Below are 16342 nucleotides of genomic sequence, written 5' to 3'. Positions count from 1 at the left end.
CCGCTCTCCGCCCTTTGCTCTGCAGCCACGGACGCACCACGTCGCTGACCTGGGGCCGGCTCGCCGCCGGTGCAGCGGACTCGCCACACGCCATCACTCAGAGCAACTGTTGCGTATATGGATGCAGAGCAAAGGGCGCGGCGAACGACCCACGCGGCCAGCGCTGACCTCACTGTCCGTCAGCAATCTCGTCAGACAATCCGCCGGCGGGTCCGGCTTGGCGAAGAGTCGGCCTGGTCACCCAGGCCGTAGTGCACGGCGCCCCGGCCCCACCAGATGCCGGCCGCGCACGGTGCCGGGCGCCCGGTGCCCGGAGCGCCCCGCGCGCGACGCAGGGGGCCGCAGGGCGCAGGGCGCGAGCTTGTCGTCTTCGCCGTGCTGGCGGTCAGCGGTAGACCGCGCGGTGCGCGGCGTCGATCCCGGCCGCGTACAGCGGGCCGGTGAGGGCGCGGTCGCGGGCCAGGGCGGCGCGGGCGGCGTTCGCGCCGGGCGCGCCGTGCACGCCGCCGCCCGGGTGCGCCGACGCGCTCGCCAGGAACAGCCGGTCCACCGGCGTGTCCGCGCGGCCCAGGCCGGGGATCGGGCGCAGGAACAGCTGCTGGTACGCGGCGGCGGTGCCGCCGCCGAGCGCGCCGCCGACCAGGCTCGGGTCGCCCGCCTCCAGGTCGGCCGGGCCGGCCACGTGCCGCCCCACGATCAGGCTGCGGAAGCCCGGCGCGGCCTCCTCCAGCACCTGCTCCATCCGCTCGACGTGCGCGGCGATCTCCTCGGCCCGCCACTTCTGACGGAACGGCAGGTGGGTGTACGACCAGAGCGACTCGGTGCCCGGCGGCGAGTGGCTCGGGTCGGCCACCGACATCTGTCCCAGCAGCAGGAACGGGTCGCGCGGGATCTCCTTGCGGGCCAGCGCGGCGGCGTAGCTGGTGAGGCCGTTCAGGTCTGCCCCCAGGTGCACTGTGCCAGCGGTGGCGACCGCCCGGTTGGTCCACGGCACGGGGGCCGACAGCGCCCAGTCCACCTTGAGCGTCGAGCCGTCCCAGCGGAAGTGCGCCAGGTCCTCCACCAGCCGGGACGGCAGCGCCGCCGCGCCGACCAGGTCCAGGTATAGGGCGGGCGCGGGGACGTCGGCGAGCACCGCGCGGCGGGCCCGCCAGAGGGCGCCGCCGGTGGTACGCACGCCCATCGCCCGGCCGCGGGCGGTCAGCACCCGGTCGACGTGTGCGCCGTAGAGGATCCGGCCGCCGCGTTCGGTCAGCCGGGCCACCAGCGCGTCGGTGATCTTCTGGGCGCCGCCGTCGGGCACCGGCCAGCCGACCTGCTGGCCCAGCATGGCGAGCAGCCAGCCGTACACGCCCGAACCGGCCTCCTCGGGTGACAGGTCGGTGTGCAGGGCACAGCCGGCCAGCAGCACCGGGCCGCCCTCGCCCTCGAAGAGTTCGTCGCCGAGCTTGCGTACCGGCACCACCAGCCGCCGGGCCAGCCGCAGCGCCCCCGACACGCGCAGCCGGCGCAGCAGGCTCAGGCCCCCGCGCACCGGCGGGAACGGCCTGGTGATGCTCTCCAGCATCGGCTCGGCCACCTGGCGCCAGTCGTCGTACGCGTGCAGCCAGCGCTTGCCGTCGCCCGGCGCGAACGCCTCCAGCGAGGCCGCGGTGGCCTCCGGGTCGCGGTTGAGCACCGCCGCCCGCCCGTCGGGCAGCAGGTGGGCCAGCACGTCCGGGGAGTGCCGCCAGCGCAGACCGTAACGGTCGAGCCCCAGCCCGCGCAGCACCGGCGAGGCGTAGCCGAGGGGGTAGAAGGAGCTGTAGAGGTCGCTCAGGTAGCCGGGAGCCGTCACCTCGGCGGAACGCACCGCCCCGCCCGGGGTCTCCGTGGCCTCCAGCACCAGCACGTCCCAGCCGGCGTCGGCGAGCAGATTGGCGGCGACCAGGCCGTTGTGGCCTGCTCCCACGATGACGGCGTCCGCGCTCTCCGCGCCGGGCGAACTCATCCGATCCGCCTACCCGGCCAGCAACCGGGCGAAACGCGTTTGCCGCGCCGGGGCCGGGGCATGCACTGCCATGTACACGGTTGCGCAGCTCATAGGCGGAGTGTGGGGCGCGGGCGGCGAGGGTGGCGAGTTGGTCGTACACGATCCGGCCGACGGCTCCCCGGTCAGCTCGGCGCCGGTCGCGACGGCCGACGAGGTCGGCAAGGCGGTGGAGGCGACGCGCGGCGTCGCGGCGGAGTGGGCGGCGACCGCCCCCGCGGAACGGGCGGCGGCCCTGCACCGGGCGGCGGACGCCGTGGCGGCGGTGGCCGACGACCTGGCCCGGGCCACGACGGCCGAGATGGGCAAACCCCTGTCGGACGCCCGGGGCGGCGTGGAAGCGGGGATCGGCACGCTGCGACAGTACGCGGAACTCGCCCCCGTGCGCGGCGGGCGGACCCTGCACGGCGCCACCCACGCCCTCGACTTCATGACGCCGCAGCCGCGCGGGGTGGTCGCCGCGATCACCCCGTGGAACGACCCGGTGGCGGTCTCCTGCGGGCTGCTCGGCGCGGCCCTGGTCACCGGCAACGTGGTGCTGCACAAGCCGAGCGAGCGCGCCCCGGCGACCGGCTGGCTGCTGGCGAAGGCGCTCGACTCCGCGCTGCCGCCCGGGGTGCTGTCGCTGCTGACCGGGGGCCCGGAGGTCGGCGCGGCGCTGGCCGCCCAGGAGGTGGACGTCGTCGCCCACGTCGGCTCCACCGCCACGGGGCGGGCCATCGCGGCCGCGGCGGCACGGACCGGGGCGAAGGTACTGCTGGAGAACGGCGGCAGCGATCCGCTCGTCGTGGACGGCGACGTCGACCCGGTGTGGGCGGCCGGGCAGGCGGCGATCGGCGCGTTCGCCAACGCGGGGCAGATCTGCGTCGCGGTGGAGCGGATCTACGTGCACCGGGACGTCGCGGAGGACTTCGCGCTGGCGCTGGCGGAGCGGGCCACGAAGCTGCGGACGGGCCCGGGCGGGGACCCGCGTACCGAACTGGGGCCGCTGGTGGACCGGCGGCACCGCGACCACGTGCACGGGCAGGTCACCGCCGCGGTGGCCCAGGGCGCGCGGATCCGCACCGGCGGCACGCTGCCCGACGGGCCGGGGGCGTTCTACCCGGCGACCGTGCTCACCGACTGCCGGCACGACATGACGGTGGTACGCGAGGAGACGTTCGGGCCGGTCGCCCCGATCGTGGCCGTCGACTCGTTCTCCGAGGCGCTGCGGTGCGCCGCCGACTCCCCGTACGGGCTGGCCGCGACGGTGCTGACCGGATCGATGAGTCACGCCCAGCGCGCCTGGCGGGAACTGCCCGTCGGCACCGTGAAGGTCAACGCGGTGTTCGGCGGCGCGCCGGGCGGTGCCGCGCACCCGCGCCGGGGCAGCGGGCACGGTTTCGGCTACGGGCCGGAACTGCTGGACGAGTTCACCGCGACGAAGGCGGTGCACATCGAGGCGCCCGGTGGCGGCCACTGGTGAGACACGCGCGGGGGCTGTCCGCGGACGGACAGCCCCCGCGTCGCGTACCCGAAAGGTGGCCTCAGCGGCCGCGGGCCTTGGCGGTCCGGCGGTTGTTCGCCTTCTCGATGGCCTTGACCAGTTCGGGCTTCGTCATGCTCGAACGGCCGGGCACGTCGAGTTTGCGGGCCACCTTCATCAGGTGGTCCTTGGTGGCGTTGGCGTCCACCCCGCCGGCCGTGGGCGCCCGGCGCTCCGGTCCGCCGCCGGCCGCCTGGCGGTCGCTCGGCCCCTTGCGGCCCTTGGGCTCCCAGTGGTCGCCGACCTTCTCGAACTCGTGCTTGACGGCGGCGAAGGCGGTGCGGTGCGCCCGCTCCCCCTCGCCGTACGTCTCCACGGCCGAGTCGTGCGTCTTCTCCCAGGTGCGCTGCGCCTTCTTGGGGGAGCGTCGCAGCGTGCTGGGCAGTACCTCGCGCCCGGGCATCTCGTCCTCCTCCGCGTCGATGGGTTCCCCTGACCGTTCCCCCGCGTCAGGTCGGCAAACCGGAGGTCGGGTTTGTCGATTTCCGGCCAGGGGTACCGGCGGGCCAGGCGAAGCCGGATGCACCGGGTCATCCGGCGGCCGGGGCGCAGGGAGCGGGCATGACGACGACGGAACCCGGCGCGGTGCTCGCCGGGGAGCGGCGACCGCGGATCCCCCGCCGGGTACGGCAGCTGAGCTGGCGCACCTGGCGCGGAGTGCTGGTGCGCAGCGTGCGCAACTTCGTCAAGGACAACTGCGCGGACTGGGCCGCCGCCCTGACCTACTACGGGGTGCTCGCGCTCTTCCCGTCCACGATCGTGGTGGTCGCCCTGGTCGGGCTGGTGTCCAACGGCGAGCAGACTGTCGACACCGTGCTGGACCTGGCCCGGGACATGGGTGCCGGCTCGGTGGTGGCGAACGAGGGCTTCGTCGGCGTCGTGCGGGGCGTGGTCGACCAGAACGACTCGGCCAGCGCGCTGCTGAGCTTCGGTCTGCTCGGTGCCCTCTGGTCGGCCTCCGGCTTCATCGGGGCGTTCACCCGGGCCTCCAACGCCGTCTACGGGGTCGAGGAGGGGCGGCCGATCTGGAAGCTGCGGCCGGTGCAGATCGGCCTGGCGGCGATCTCGCTGGTGCTGTTGGCGATCGTCGCCACCGGGCTGATCGTCAGCGGGCCGGTCACCGACGCGGTGGGCGACCTGATCAACGCCGGCGGACTGGCGCGTACGGCGTGGAGCGTCGCCAAGTGGCCCGTGCTCGCGATGATCATGATGGTGCTGCTGAGCCTGCTGTTCTGGATCGCGCCGAACGTCCGGCAGCCGCGGTTCCGCTGGCTCACCCCGGGCGGCGCGGTGGCCCTGGTCGCCTGGGCCCTCGCCTCCTTCGGCTTCGGCCTCTACGTCGCCAACTTCGGCTCGTACGACGCCACCTACGGCAGCCTCGGTGCCGTGATCGCCTTCCTGGTCTGGCTCTACCTGTCCAACTCGGCGCTGATGCTCGGCGTGCAGATCAACGCGGAACTCCAGCGCGGCCGGGTGCTCCAGGCCGGCGAGCCGGACCCCGACGAGCCGGTCCTGCCCCCGAAGACGCCGGCCACCACGTGACCCGTACGGGTTTACCGGCCGCGACGCCGGAGCGCCCGTTTACCGCCGGTGCCACCGGGTAGCGCAGAAGGCATGGAACGTGGCAGCAGCAAGCACGGACCGAGGGTCGACGAGCAGATGAGCCGGGAGGTCAGCGGCCTCGTGCAGGGGCCGGGGACCGGCGGCTCGCGGGTCGACGAGTCCCGTGTGCCGGAGCCGGCGGGTGAGGACCAGCCGGAGCCGACCACGGCCCCGGCCGGCGACCTGCGTACGGGCGCGCCCAAGGGGATGAGCTCCGAGGACGTCGAGCGACGCAGCCGGCTCGGCCGGTTCATCACGATGGCCGCCCTGCCCGGTGACCGGGAGACGCTGATCGCCAACGCGCGGGACAACGAGGCGCCGGCGGACATCGTCGCCGAACTGGAGCGGCTGCCCGAGGGCACCCGCTACCAGACGATCTCCGAGGTGTGGGCGGCGCTCGGCCACAAGAACGAGACGACCCGTTGGTGACCGGATCCCCGCACGATCCGGCCCGTCACCGGCGGACGAAGGAGGATGCCTTATGAGTGGCGTTACCGAACACGTGGACGTCTCCGTCCCGGTCCGCACCGCGTACGACCAGTGGACCCAGTTCGAGGACTTCCCCCACTTCATGGAGGGGGTCCAGGAGGTCCGGCAGCTGACGGACACGATGACCCACTGGACAGTGGAGATCGCCGGGGTGAAGCGGGAGTTCGACGCCGAGATCACCGAGCAGCTCCCGGACGAGCGGGTCGCGTGGCGCTCCACGGGCGGCACCCAGCAGGCCGGCGTGGTGACCTTCCACCGGCTGGACCCGGACACCACCCGGGTCACGCTCCAGCTCGAGTTCGAACCGCACGGCGTGGTCGAGCAGGCCGGCGACAAGCTCGGCGTCGTCGACCGGCGCGCGAAGGGCGACCTGGAGCGGTTCAAGCAGTTCATCGAGCGACGCGGTCAGGAGACCGGTGCCTGGCGCGGCAAGGTCGACCGCCCGCAGCCCTGATTCCCCGCCCCCGGGTGTGAACCTCCGATGGCCGCCGGCTCCCCCGGCGGCCATCGTCGTTTGCGGGGACCCGGCCGGGGTACCGCGATTGACATGACGGACGACGACAAGGTGTGGCGGGACGAGGAACGGACTTCGCTCCAGGAACTGGACCGGGCCGTCGCGCGGTCGACCCTGGACGGCCAGGCCGACGACGTGACGGGGAACGACGCCGGCGAGGAGGCGGCCTTCGGGCACGGCCCGGAGGCGGCGGACCGCGGCGGGCAGGCCGCCGGTGCGGGCCGGGAGCCGACCGACCCGGACCGCGCGTACCGGCCCTCGACGACCGGCCGGACCGGACCCGACACGATGTGAACCGCACGGCGCGGCGGGCGGGCCCACCCCGGGTCCGCCCGCCGCGCCGCTCGACGCGGAAGTCCGGGCCGTCCGAGGCCACGGGTCCGGGCCGCTCGACGCGACGGTCCGCGCCGCTCAGCGGGGCGTCGGGGCCGGCCGGCGGGTGCCGGCCGCGTGCAGGGCGATCAGGCCCAGCGCGAGGACGACGAGCGCCGGCCCGAGCAGCTCGACCGAGGTGTTGCCGAGCAGCACCCCGATGCCGGCGGGCACCAGCGCGCCGCCCAGCCCGGCCGCGGCGATCTGGAGCCCGATGGTCCGGTCCGCGTGCGCCGCACCGACCCGCTCGGCGGTGGTGAGGGTGAGCAGCGGGAAGACCGGGGCGGCGGCGAAGCCGACGACGAACAGCCCGGCGACGGCGACCCAGGCCGGTGCCGGCAGCGCGATCAGGACCGCGCCGACCGCCATCCCGGCGAGGCTGCCCCGCAGCACCACCGCCGCGCCCAGCCGTTCGGCCACCACGCCCTGCACCACGCGCCCGACGAACAGGCTGCCCCAGTAGCCCGAGACGCAGACGCCGGCGACGGCCGCGCCGAGGCCGCGTCCCTCGGTCAGCAGCAGGAACGCCCAGAGCCCGGCCGCCACCTCGATGGCCACGTAGACGGCGAAGGCCGACGCGCCGAGCCAGACCGCCGGCAGGCGCAGCGTCTCGCGTACCCGGGTGACGGTCGGTGGGGCGACGGCCGCCTCCCCGGCGGGCTCGCGGGCCGGGGCGCGGTCCCGCCAGGCCCGCACGGTCAGCGCGAACGCGGCGGCCAGCGCGAGCTGGGCCCCCGCCACCAGGCCGTAGCCCCAGCGCCAGGAGAGCCCGGCGCTGAGCGCACCGGTCATGATCAACGGTCCGAGCGCCACGCCGAGGCCGAAGAACGCGTGCATCCAGTTCATGTGCCGGGGGCCGAAGGCGCCGGCGGCGTACGCGTTCAGGCCGGAGTCGATCGCGCCGGAGCCGAGGCCGAGCACCAGCGCGCAGCCCACCATCAGGGTGAGCCCGGGCGTCGACGCGTAGCCGGTGAGCGCGAGGCTGGCCAGCAGCGTGCTGCCGGCGAGCAGCCAGCCGACGCCGAGCCGGGCCAGCGTGAAGCCGGCCAGCACGCTGGAGGTCAGGTACCCGGCGGTGCCGGCGGTGAGCACGAGGCCGACGGCCTCGGTGGGCACGCCGAAGTCGGCCCGGATCGAGGGCCAGCCCACGCCGATCAGGCCGTCGGGCAGGCCGAGGCTGACGAAGGCGAGGTAGGCCAGCAGGAGCAGCGAGGCGCGGGGCGGGGCGGTGGACACGGAGGAACATCCTGCCCTGAGTCGGCGGCGGCGCCAGTCCGCCTCCCCCGGTGGGACGAAGATTACGGTCCGGACGGGCGGTAAAACGGACAGCTCATCCAGAATCGGCCGTTCGGCTGACGGCAAGCGCCGGGTCGCGCGCAAGACTTTCGGGATGCATCAGGGCTCCGGCATCCTCTCCACGCGTCAGCGCCGCCTGGCATGGCTCGGCTTCCTCCTCGCCGCGCTGCAGGCTCCCGTCTCCGCCAAGCTGGCATCGGACGACTCCTGGTTGTTCAGCCTCTGCGTCGCGCTGATGGTGGCGACCGTGATCATCGCCGACGACGCGGCCCGCCGCCGCCCGGCGGACGCCCGCTCCATGGAGTGACGCGGCAGCCGGCGCGACGGCATCCCGCCGCGCCGGCCGGATCATCCCGGCTTGACCGCGATCGCGCCGTCGACGGTGCGCAGGATCAGGCGCAGCACCTCGTGCCGGGAGGCACCGGTCTCGGCCAGGTAGGCCCAGCCGGCGTACAACTGGGACCAGATCAGGCTCTGCACCCACCCCGCCGGCAGCTCCGGGTCGATGGTGCCGTCGCGGTGCCCGCGTTCGACCATCGCGACGAAGTTCGGGTCGCACCCGCCGTCGATGGAACCGGCACCGGTCTCCGGCTCGGTGAAGATCAGCGAGAGCAGAGTGCCGAGGTCGAAGTACTCCTGGCAGAGCCGGCGCACGGCCGACGCACCGGTGCCCTCGGCGATCCGCGCCTGGGCGGTCGCCCGGTCCAGCCGGGCGCCGGCCTCGGCGCCGACCGCCCCGAACAGGTCGGCCCGCTCGGCGAAGTAGCGGTGCAACGTCGTACGCCCCACGTCGGCGGCGGTGGCGATGTCGCCGAGGGAGGCGGCGGGGTTGCGCCCCCACACCTCGATCGCCGCGTCGACGATGGCCTGGCGGGTCCGGGCGCGACTGCCGGACACCTGCTGGTCGGTCACGTCGGCGAGGATACCAACACGTCCTTTCGGAATACCGGTTGCCCTGAATGGAACACTGGTGTTCCATTCAGGGCATGACTCCTTCCGCCCCGGCGTTCTCCCGATTGCGCACGCTCACCTCGTTCCTCGTCCCGCACCGGCGGACGATGCTCCTCGGTCTCGTGCTGGGGCTCGCCGCCAACGCGGCCGGGCTCGCGACGCCGATGGTCACCAAGTGGGTCCTGGACACGCTCGGCGCCGGCGAGTCGATGGCCCGCCCGATCGGCGCCCTGCTGGCGCTCGTCGTCGTCGGCGCGGCCGTCTCGCTGTGGCAGTGGCGGCTGCTCGGAACGCTGGCCGAGCGCGTCGTGCTCGACGCGCGGGCCTCGATCGTCCGGCACTACTTCCAGGCCCGCGTCGGCGACCTGCAACGCCGCCCCACCGGCGAACTGGTCACCCGGGCCACCTCCGACACCCAGCTGCTACGCGAGGCGTCCGGCAGCATCGTCGGCCTGGTCAACGCCGGCATCGCCCTGGCCGGCACCCTCGTGCTGATGGGGGTGCTCGACCTGTTCCTGCTCGGCTGCACCGTGGCCGCCGTGCTGGTCGTCGCCGCGGTCATGGGCGCACTGATGCCCCGCATCGGGCAGGCGCAGGCCGCGGCGCAGGAGTCGACGGGCGCGCTGGGCGGCGTCCTGGAGGGGGCGCTGCGCGCGATCCGCACGGTCAAGGCCAGCCGGGCGGAAGCCCGGTTGACCGAGCGGATCGTCGCCGACGCCCGGCAGGCGGCGACGCACAGCGTACGGGCCGCGCGGGTGACGGCGTCGGTCTGGACGATCGCCTGGACGGGGATCCAGCTCGCGGTGATCGCGATCCTGGGCATCGGCGCCTGGCGGGCCCAGCACGGCCTGCTGGAGATCTCCAGCCTGATCGCCTTCCTGCTGTACACGTTCCAGCTGATGGGGCCGATCACCGAGCTGACCCAGAACACCACGGCGTTGCAGGCGGGGATCGCGGCGGCGGGACGGATCCGCGAGGTCGAGACCATCGCGACCGAGCCGGCGGGACCGGCGCCCGCCCCGGCGGAACGCGCGCCGACGCCCGACGCGGAGCAGCCGGTGCTCGTGTTCTGCGGGGTCACCGCCCGGTACGGCCCGGAGGCGCCCCCGGCGGTGCGGGACATCGACCTGGCCGTCCCCCGGCGTGGGCACACCGCGATCGTGGGGCCCTCGGGAGCCGGCAAGACCACGCTCTTCTCGCTGATCCTGCGCTTCCTCGAGCCCGAGCGGGGGCAACTGCTGCTCGACGGCCGACCGTACGCGGCCCACGGGCACGACCAGGTGCGGGCCCGGCTGGCGTACGTCGAGCAGGAGACGCCGGTGGTGCCCGGCACCATCCGCGACAACCTGCGGTTCACCCATCCGGACGCCACGGAGGAGGAGATCCGGGCCGTGCTGCGCGCCGTCCGGCTCGACGACAAGATCGACTCACTGCCGGACGGACTGGACACGTCGCTGTCGTCGACGGAGGTGTCCGGCGGGGAGCGCCAGCGCATCGCCCTGGCCCGGGCCATGCTGCGCACCCCCGACGTGCTGCTGCTCGACGAGGCGACCGCGCAGGTCGACGGGCTGACCGAGGCGGCGTTGCAGGAGTGCGTCCGGCAGCGCGCGGCGGTCGGTGCCGTGCTGACCATCGCACACCGGCTCTCCACGGTGCTCGACGCCGACCGGATCGTGGTGCTGGAGCACGGCCGGATCCGCGCCCAGGGCACCCACGCCGAGCTGCTGGCCGGCGACGACCTCTACCGCCGCCTGGTCGAGGCGCTGCGCATCGCGGCCGAGGAGCACCCGGTCGCGGCGCGCTAGCTGTCCCTGGGCCCTACAGCCAGCCCACCCGCCGACGCGGCGGCCCGCCCGTCGCGCGCGGCGGGGGCGCACGCGGCTAGCCTCCGCCGTCGGGGCGCGCCTCGTGGCCGGGTCGGCCCCGGCTGCGCCGCCGCTCCTTCATCTCCGCCTCGTAGAGGTGCCGGCGACCGCCGACCAGCTCCTCCCGGGCGGCCCGGTCCAGGTCGCGGAAGAGGGCGTAGTAGTTGTCGTCGAAGTCCTCGACGATCTGGAACGTCCACCGTCCGGCGATCACGTTGCGGCCCAGCAGGTCGGTGTCGATCCGGTCGGCGATCCGGTCGTGCCCGGCGGCGCGGAACATCTCCACGGCGTCGTCGAGCATCAGGTCGGCGTGCCCCACCAGCTGGTGCAGCGAGTAGAGGTGACCGCGGACCCGCTCGACGCACTCCAGCGCCTCGCTCAGCTTGCCGAGCGCCGCCACCGTCTCGTCGCTGACCCCGGCGGGCCTGCGGTGCCGTTCGTCCGGCCCGTCCTCGTGTCGTCCCATCCGTTCCTCCAGGTTTGCGCTGTGCCCGTCCGGGCGGTCTCCTCCTGCCCCACCCGCGTCGGATCAACCCCCCGCGCCGCCCGCTGACCGTTCGGGGGAGGGTCAAAAACCCGCCGACCGGCCGAGGTCGACCCTGGTCACGGCCGGATAGCCTCGGTCACCATGCGTGTGCCGTTCACCCGGGTCGAGGCCCGTTCCGCCGCCAGTTCGGCGCGAGCCACCCTCGCTCTCCTGTCCACCTCGGTCGGCGCCGAAGGACTGGCCGCCGCCGCCGCGCGTCCGGGCCTGCTCGCCCTGGTCGACCAGCACGCCGCGGCGGTGCGGGAGAGCCTGGACGGCGACCGCCGGCCGCTGAGCGCCGCCGCGCTCGCCGGCTACGCGGAGGGCGTCCGCGCCGCCGCGCTGGAGCACGGCTGGCAGCCGCCGGCGGCCCCGGTGGACTGGTCCGCACCGGACTGGCTGCTCACCCGGCTGCTCGCGGTCTGCGCGCTGACCCGCTCGCTCGGGGCCCCGGCGACCGCTCCGCTCCCGCTGGTCTGAAGCCCGGGCGGGCCCCGGACCCCGGCCGGACACGCCGGAGGGGCGCCCGCACGTCGCGGACACCCCTCCCCGTCTCGCTCACCGCCAGGTCAGCGGCGGAACTGCTGGGTCTCGTCGCTGACGCTCCCCGACTGGTACGTGCCGCGCCCGCCGGCCGTCGCGGACTCCTGCCCGCGGGGCATGACCTCGGTGCGCTCGGCCGCCGTCCGGTCCGCCATCTGCCGGCCGACGTCGGTCTGACCGGCCTCCCGGGCCCGGCGGTGCTCCTGCACCGCCCGCGACTCCTCGGCCATCCGGTTCAGCCAGCCTTCCCAGCGGTTCTGCATCGGCCGCACCAGGCCACCGCCGACACCGATGATCAGGATGCCGGCCACGGTGGCGAGCACCGCGATCAGCACCGGTGTGGTCACCGTGGTGGCGATGCCCACCTGGTTCAGCGCGGCGATCACACCCAGCGCGAGGATGAAGACCGCCACCAGGTCCGCCAGGACCTTGCCGTACGCGAGCCCGCCCAGCGCCCCGGTGACCAGATCCCGGACGGCGTTGGCGATCGCGGCGGCCACGACGATGATGATGATCGCCACGAAGGCGCGTGGCAGCCAGGCGACCACGCCGCTGATCAGGTCACTGATCGCGTTGGGTCCCCACACCCCGAAGGCGAACTGCAGGGTGAACAGCAGCACGGCGTAGTACGCCAGTCTCGCCAGGATGTCACTGGCGTCGTACTTGGTGCGTTCCAGCGCACGCTTGATGCCGCCCCGTTCCACCGCCCTGTCGAACCCGACCCGTTCCAGCGCCGTGTCCACGATCTTGAGCACGGCTCTGGCGATGAGCCATCCGACCACGAGGATCGCGATGAACGCGATGGCCCGCGGTATGAAGAGCAGCACCGACCTCCACATGTCGGCCACGGCGTTGCCGATGTCGACCTGCCTGACCGCGAGGCTTTCCGGCATGATGTCCCTCCTGTCGCATGGACTGCGCCGCGCGCTTACCCCGCCACCGACGCGGCACGCCGTCGGAGTCCCCGGGTTTTTCCCGACATGTCACCGCAGAACGGCCCTGACCTGCCCGAACGTCCGGCCCCGGCGACGCGCGGGGCATGATCGGAAACTGCCGACGGACCCTCCGGCTAGGCTGCGCTCATGCCAGGAACGGTCGGACGGGTCCCGAACCCACCAGCCCCGGTCTCGGGAACGCCCTCCGCGTCGGGCATGGCGGCCGCCGTCCCGCGCCACGACTGGGGTGGCACCCCGCTCGGTGCGTGGCGGACGTGGGACCCGGCGGTCCGGGCCGCCACCGAACTGCTCCTCGCCTCGCCCGTGCCGATGGCCCTCACCCTGGGCGACGAGCACCTGCTCGTCTACAACGACGCGTACGCGGAGCTGATCGGCGACCGGCACCCCGACGCGGTGGGCCGGCCGGCGGCCCAGGTGTTCGCCGAGTCCTGGCCGCTGCCCGGCGTCGGGGACGCCATCGCGCACACCTACCGCTCCGGGGAGCCGTTCCTGGAGAAGGAGACCACGCTCCCGCTGCACCGCCGTCCCGGCCTGGTCGAGCAGTCGGTCTTCACCCGGGGCTACTCCCCCGTGCGCGACAGCGCCGGGCGGATCGTCGGCGTGCTGACCGTGGCCGCGGAGACCACCCAGGTCACCCAGCAGTTGCAGAGCCTCAGCGACTTCGCCGCGGCGCTCGCCGGCACCCTCACCCTGGACGACGTGGCCCGGGTCGCGCTGCGCTACGCGATCACCGTGTTCGACGCCGACCGGGTCTCGTTCGCCGTCGACGAGGGCGGCGGCGGCTGGCGGATGGTCCGGCGCATCCGTGGCGAGCTGATGGACGAGGCCGACGAGCGACTCCCCCCGCTGTGGCGGCGCGTCCCGCCGGACTGGCTGGGGCCGGTGGTGACCTCCGCCCGCAGCGGCGTGCCGTACTTCGTCGACGACGGCCAGCCGCTGCGGGACATCTCGGTGGACCGGCACGACCAGAAGGTCCGCTCGCTCGCGGCGGTGCCGCTGCGGGCCTCGGTGGTGCGCGGCGGGCTGACGGTCGGCTACCAGGTCCCGCACGTCTGGTCGGCCGCCCGGCGCGCGCTGCTGGCCGCGTCGGCCGAGCTGGTCGGCCAGGCCGCCGAGCGGGCCCGCCGGTTCGAGACCCAGCACGGCACGGCCCAGCTGCTGCAACGCAGCATGCTGCCGGAGCACCTGCCCGACCTGCCCCGGATGCGGATCGCCGCCCGCTACGACCCGGGCGTCGACGGCAACGCCGCCGGTGGGGACTTCTACGACGCCTTCCTGCTGCCCGACGGCGGCCTGGGGATCGTGCTCGGCGACGTCGCCGGCCACGACGTGCAGGCCGCGGCCCGGATGGGTCAGGTCCGCGCGGCGCTGCGGGCGCTGGCGCTGACCGACCCCCGCCCCGACGCCGTGCTGGCCGGGCTCGACCGGTTGGTGACCAGCCTGGGCGCCGAGGGCGACACGCACGAGCTGTTCGTGACGGTGGTCTTCGGGGTCGTCGACGTCGACCGGCAGCGGCTCACCCTGGCCAGCGCCGGTCACCCCGCGCCGCTGATCCGCCGGTGCGCCCCGGACGGCGACCCGGTCGCCGAGTACCTCGACGTGCCCGCGGGCGCCCCGCTGGGCCTGGGCTGCCGGCCGCGCACCGTCACGGTGCCCTTCGCCCCCGGCGACACGCTGCTGCTGTTCAGCGACGGTGTGGTGGAGCGGCGCTGGCAGGACCTGACGACCGGCCTGGACGCCCTGGCCGTCGCCGTGGCCGGCGCGGGCAGCGGCGACCCCCGCGCGTTGTGCGCGGTGGCCACCGCGGCGGTGCCCGGCGCCACCGAGGACGACGTCGCGGTGCTGGCGGTGGAGCACGCGCTGCGGCCGTCCCGGTCGACGAGCATGGAGGTGCCGGCCGAGCCGACCGCGCCGAGCCGGGTACGGCACTGGATGACCGCCCAGCTCACGGAGTGGCAGGTGCCCGAGTCGATCATCGGCGCGGCGGTGCTCTGCACCAGCGAGCTGACCACCAACGCCCTGCTGCACGCCGGCACGGCCGCCCGGGTGGAGATCGACCTCAGCCCGGAGCGGCTGCTGGTGTCGGTCGCCGACTCGGGCACCCGGGGCACGGTGACCCGCGCGCAGACCGACACGCTCAGCAGTCGGGGCCGGGGACTGGGGCTGATCGAGGAGCTGAGCGACGCGTGGGGGACGGACCCGACCGTACGCGGCTCGACGGTCTGGTTCGAGATCCTCATCCCGCCCGCGTGAGCGGTGCGTCAGTCCGGCCCGACGGGGTAGGAGGACCGTATGCCCACCGACAAGCCCACCGGCGTCCTCTTCGACGTGGACGGCACCCTGGTCGACACCACCTACCTGCACACCGTGAGCTGGTGGGAGGCGCTGCGCCAGACCGACCGGCCCGTACCCATGGCGACGATCCACCGCGCCATCGGGATGGGCTCGGACAAGCTGCTCGACCACCTGCTCGGCCCGGAGCGCGACCGGAGCGCGGACCAGAAGCTGCGCGCCGCCCATGACACCCTCTTCGCCGAGTACTGGGAGCGGCTGGTCCCGCTGCCCCGCGCCGCCGACCTGCTGCGCGCCTGCGCGGAGCGGGGACTTCGGGTGGTGCTGGCGACCTCCGCCGCCGAGCACGAGGTGACCGCGCTGCGCCGGGCGCTGGCCGCCGACGACGTGATCCACACGATCACCAGCTCGGCGGACGCGCGGGAGAGCAAGCCGGCGCCGGACATCCTGGTCGCCGCGCTGGAGCAGTCCGGGCTCGCCGCCGAACGCGTGGTCTTCGTCGGTGACTCGGTGTGGGACGTCGCCGCCGCCGGCGAGCTGGACATCCCCTGCGTCGGTCTGACCTGCGGCGGCACCGGCCGGGGCGAGCTGGCCGGGGCCGGTGCGGTGGCCGTCTACGAGGATCCCGCCGCGCTGCTCGCCGCCCTCGACGACTCGCCGGTCACCCGGGCGGGGTGACCGCCGCCGGCTCCGTCGCTCCGAAGAGGAATACGAGAAGTCTTCCGGGGGCAAGGACTTGCACCACCTGCCCGCACGCCGTGGGCGAGGCGGAGAGGTGGGGTCGTGGAGCCGGTAGACGTGGCGTTCGCGGTGGTCGGTCTGGGCGCGCTGCTGGCGGGGATCCTGCCCCGCGTGCTCGAACGCCGGCCACTGTCCATGCCGATCGCCTTCCTGGGGCTGGGCATGCTGGTCTTCCTCCTCCCCATCGGGCTGCCGGACCCCGACCCGCTCGCGCACCCGGAGATCGCCACCCACCTCACCGAGATCGGCGTCCTCGTCGCGCTGATGGGTGCCGGGCTGAAGATCGACCGGCCGTTGAGCTGGGCCCGCTGGTCGTCGACCTGGCGGCTGCTGGCCATCGCCATGCCGCTGTGCATCGTGGCGGTGGCGGTGCTCGGCTGGTGGTGGGCCGGGCTGGTCCCGGCCGCCGCGCTGCTGCTGGGGGCGGCCCTCGCCCCGACCGATCCGGTGCTCGCCGCCGACGTGCAGGTCGGCGAGCCCACCGACGTCGAGGACTCCGAGGACGAGGTCCGCTTCGCCCTCACCTCCGAGGCCGGGCTGAACGACGGGCTGGCCTTCCCCTTCGTGTACGCGGCCATCGCCATCGCCACCACCAGCCTCGCCCCCGGCGACTGGCTGGGTCACTGGCTCGGCGTGGACGT

At 74.5% G+C, this 16342-nt stretch carries 17 protein-coding genes; 11 read left to right on the top strand and 6 right to left on the bottom strand.

Annotation, left to right across the window (positions count from 1 at the left end):
* Positions 1-385: 385 nt before the first annotated feature.
* Positions 386-1990: an NAD(P)/FAD-dependent oxidoreductase gene (locus F6X68_RS20305; RefSeq protein WP_151455775.1), complete on the bottom strand. Its 1605-nt coding sequence runs from the start codon at positions 1988-1990 to the stop codon at positions 386-388.
* 70 nt (positions 1991-2060) lie between these two features.
* Between F6X68_RS20305 and F6X68_RS20300 the strand changes: the two genes are divergently transcribed.
* The gene (locus F6X68_RS20300; protein ID WP_151455774.1) at positions 2061-3494 is read left to right on the top strand and encodes an aldehyde dehydrogenase; all 1434 of its coding nucleotides are present in this window, start codon (positions 2061-2063) and stop codon (positions 3492-3494) included.
* A gap of 61 nt (positions 3495-3555) precedes the next feature.
* Here the strand turns inward: F6X68_RS20300 and F6X68_RS20295 are convergent, their stop codons facing one another.
* Entirely contained in the window at positions 3556-3957 is a 402-nt protein-coding gene (locus F6X68_RS20295; RefSeq protein WP_132235972.1) for a ChaB family protein, read from the bottom strand.
* Positions 3958-4115: 158 nt separating this feature from the next.
* Between F6X68_RS20295 and F6X68_RS20290 the strand changes: the two genes are divergently transcribed.
* The 4 genes from F6X68_RS20290 to F6X68_RS20275 all read left to right on the top strand — a co-directional run bounded on the left by F6X68_RS20290 (position 4116) and on the right by F6X68_RS20275 (position 6453).
* On the top strand, positions 4116-5096 hold the full coding sequence (locus F6X68_RS20290; RefSeq protein ID WP_151455773.1) for a YihY/virulence factor BrkB family protein: 981 nt from the start codon (positions 4116-4118) through the stop codon (positions 5094-5096).
* 72 nt (positions 5097-5168) lie between these two features.
* The gene (locus F6X68_RS20285; protein ID WP_151455772.1) at positions 5169-5585 is read left to right on the top strand and encodes a DUF2795 domain-containing protein; all 417 of its coding nucleotides are present in this window, start codon (positions 5169-5171) and stop codon (positions 5583-5585) included.
* A 52-nt stretch (positions 5586-5637) separates the two neighbouring features.
* A complete protein-coding gene (locus F6X68_RS20280; protein ID WP_151455771.1) occupies positions 5638-6099 on the top strand; it encodes an SRPBCC family protein in 462 nt (153 codons plus the stop codon).
* A gap of 93 nt (positions 6100-6192) precedes the next feature.
* Positions 6193-6453 carry a hypothetical protein gene (locus F6X68_RS20275; protein ID WP_151455770.1) on the top strand — a complete coding sequence of 87 codons (261 nt, stop codon included), beginning with the start codon at positions 6193-6195 and terminating at the stop codon, positions 6451-6453.
* Between the two features lie 117 nt (positions 6454-6570).
* Here F6X68_RS20275 and F6X68_RS20270 read toward each other — a convergent pair whose 3' ends face one another.
* The gene (locus F6X68_RS20270) at positions 6571-7767 is read right to left on the bottom strand and encodes a sugar MFS transporter (RefSeq protein ID WP_151455769.1); all 1197 of its coding nucleotides are present in this window, start codon (positions 7765-7767) and stop codon (positions 6571-6573) included.
* 154 nt (positions 7768-7921) lie between these two features.
* On the opposite strand from F6X68_RS20270, the gene F6X68_RS20265 reads away from it, so the two are divergent.
* On the top strand, positions 7922-8134 hold the full coding sequence (locus tag F6X68_RS20265) for a hypothetical protein (RefSeq protein WP_132235960.1): 213 nt from the start codon (positions 7922-7924) through the stop codon (positions 8132-8134).
* 41 nt (positions 8135-8175) lie between these two features.
* Here F6X68_RS20265 and F6X68_RS20260 read toward each other — a convergent pair whose 3' ends face one another.
* Positions 8176-8739 (bottom strand): TetR/AcrR family transcriptional regulator, encoded by a 564-nt coding sequence (locus F6X68_RS20260; protein ID WP_151455768.1) that lies wholly within the window; start codon positions 8737-8739, stop codon positions 8176-8178.
* A 74-nt stretch (positions 8740-8813) separates the two neighbouring features.
* Between F6X68_RS20260 and F6X68_RS20255 the strand changes: the two genes are divergently transcribed.
* Complete coding sequence (locus tag F6X68_RS20255; protein ID WP_225852318.1) at positions 8814-10583, top strand: ABC transporter ATP-binding protein; 1770 nt, start codon at positions 8814-8816, stop codon at positions 10581-10583.
* A gap of 76 nt (positions 10584-10659) precedes the next feature.
* Here F6X68_RS20255 and F6X68_RS20250 read toward each other — a convergent pair whose 3' ends face one another.
* A complete protein-coding gene (locus tag F6X68_RS20250; protein WP_151455767.1) occupies positions 10660-11109 on the bottom strand; it encodes a hypothetical protein in 450 nt (149 codons plus the stop codon).
* 162 nt (positions 11110-11271) lie between these two features.
* Between F6X68_RS20250 and F6X68_RS20245 the strand changes: the two genes are divergently transcribed.
* Complete coding sequence (locus F6X68_RS20245) at positions 11272-11649, top strand: DUF6401 family natural product biosynthesis protein (protein ID WP_151455766.1); 378 nt, start codon at positions 11272-11274, stop codon at positions 11647-11649.
* An 89-nt stretch (positions 11650-11738) separates the two neighbouring features.
* Here F6X68_RS20245 and F6X68_RS20240 read toward each other — a convergent pair whose 3' ends face one another.
* Positions 11739-12605, bottom strand: a complete 867-nt coding sequence (locus tag F6X68_RS20240; protein WP_151455765.1) for a hypothetical protein — start codon at positions 12603-12605, stop codon at positions 11739-11741.
* A gap of 189 nt (positions 12606-12794) precedes the next feature.
* On the opposite strand from F6X68_RS20240, the gene F6X68_RS20235 reads away from it, so the two are divergent.
* The 3 genes from F6X68_RS20235 to F6X68_RS20225 form a co-directional block, all read left to right on the top strand.
* Positions 12795-14921, top strand: a complete 2127-nt coding sequence (locus F6X68_RS20235; RefSeq protein ID WP_151455764.1) for a SpoIIE family protein phosphatase — start codon at positions 12795-12797, stop codon at positions 14919-14921.
* 39 nt (positions 14922-14960) lie between these two features.
* Positions 14961-15638, top strand: a complete 678-nt coding sequence (locus F6X68_RS20230; RefSeq protein WP_151455763.1) for an HAD family hydrolase — start codon at positions 14961-14963, stop codon at positions 15636-15638.
* Positions 15639-15743: 105 nt separating this feature from the next.
* Positions 15744-16342, top strand: a 599-nt coding sequence (locus F6X68_RS20225) for a cation:proton antiporter (protein WP_192581469.1), incomplete at its 3' end; no start/stop codon positions are given.

The organism is Micromonospora sp. AMSO12t (assembly GCF_008806585.1).
Taxonomy (GTDB): domain Bacteria; phylum Actinomycetota; class Actinomycetes; order Mycobacteriales; family Micromonosporaceae; genus Micromonospora; species Micromonospora reichwaldensis.
The sequence above is the reverse complement of the archived record's forward strand: the minus strand, read 5'-3'. Positions and strand labels throughout refer to the sequence as shown.

Excerpts from the sequence above, each read along its gene's own strand:
- F6X68_RS20305 (WP_151455775.1), bottom strand. The coding sequence starts at position 1,990 with ATGAGTTCGCCCGGCGCGGAGAGCGCGGACGCCGTCATCGTGGGAGCA.
- F6X68_RS20300 (WP_151455774.1), top strand. The coding sequence starts at position 2,061 with ATGTACACGGTTGCGCAGCTCATAGGCGGAGTGTGGGGCGCGGGCGGC.
- F6X68_RS20295 (WP_132235972.1), bottom strand. The coding sequence starts at position 3,957 with ATGCCCGGGCGCGAGGTACTGCCCAGCACGCTGCGACGCTCCCCCAAG.
- F6X68_RS20290 (WP_151455773.1), top strand. The coding sequence starts at position 4,116 with ATGACGACGACGGAACCCGGCGCGGTGCTCGCCGGGGAGCGGCGACCG.
- F6X68_RS20285 (WP_151455772.1), top strand. The coding sequence starts at position 5,169 with ATGGAACGTGGCAGCAGCAAGCACGGACCGAGGGTCGACGAGCAGATG.
- F6X68_RS20280 (WP_151455771.1), top strand. The coding sequence starts at position 5,638 with ATGAGTGGCGTTACCGAACACGTGGACGTCTCCGTCCCGGTCCGCACC.
- F6X68_RS20275 (WP_151455770.1), top strand. The coding sequence starts at position 6,193 with ATGACGGACGACGACAAGGTGTGGCGGGACGAGGAACGGACTTCGCTC.
- F6X68_RS20265 (WP_132235960.1), top strand. The coding sequence starts at position 7,922 with ATGCATCAGGGCTCCGGCATCCTCTCCACGCGTCAGCGCCGCCTGGCA.
- F6X68_RS20255 (WP_225852318.1), top strand. The coding sequence starts at position 8,814 with ATGACTCCTTCCGCCCCGGCGTTCTCCCGATTGCGCACGCTCACCTCG.
- F6X68_RS20250 (WP_151455767.1), bottom strand. The coding sequence starts at position 11,109 with ATGGGACGACACGAGGACGGGCCGGACGAACGGCACCGCAGGCCCGCC.
- F6X68_RS20245 (WP_151455766.1), top strand. The coding sequence starts at position 11,272 with ATGCGTGTGCCGTTCACCCGGGTCGAGGCCCGTTCCGCCGCCAGTTCG.
- F6X68_RS20240 (WP_151455765.1), bottom strand. The coding sequence starts at position 12,605 with ATGCCGGAAAGCCTCGCGGTCAGGCAGGTCGACATCGGCAACGCCGTG.
- F6X68_RS20235 (WP_151455764.1), top strand. The coding sequence starts at position 12,795 with ATGCCAGGAACGGTCGGACGGGTCCCGAACCCACCAGCCCCGGTCTCG.
- F6X68_RS20230 (WP_151455763.1), top strand. The coding sequence starts at position 14,961 with ATGCCCACCGACAAGCCCACCGGCGTCCTCTTCGACGTGGACGGCACC.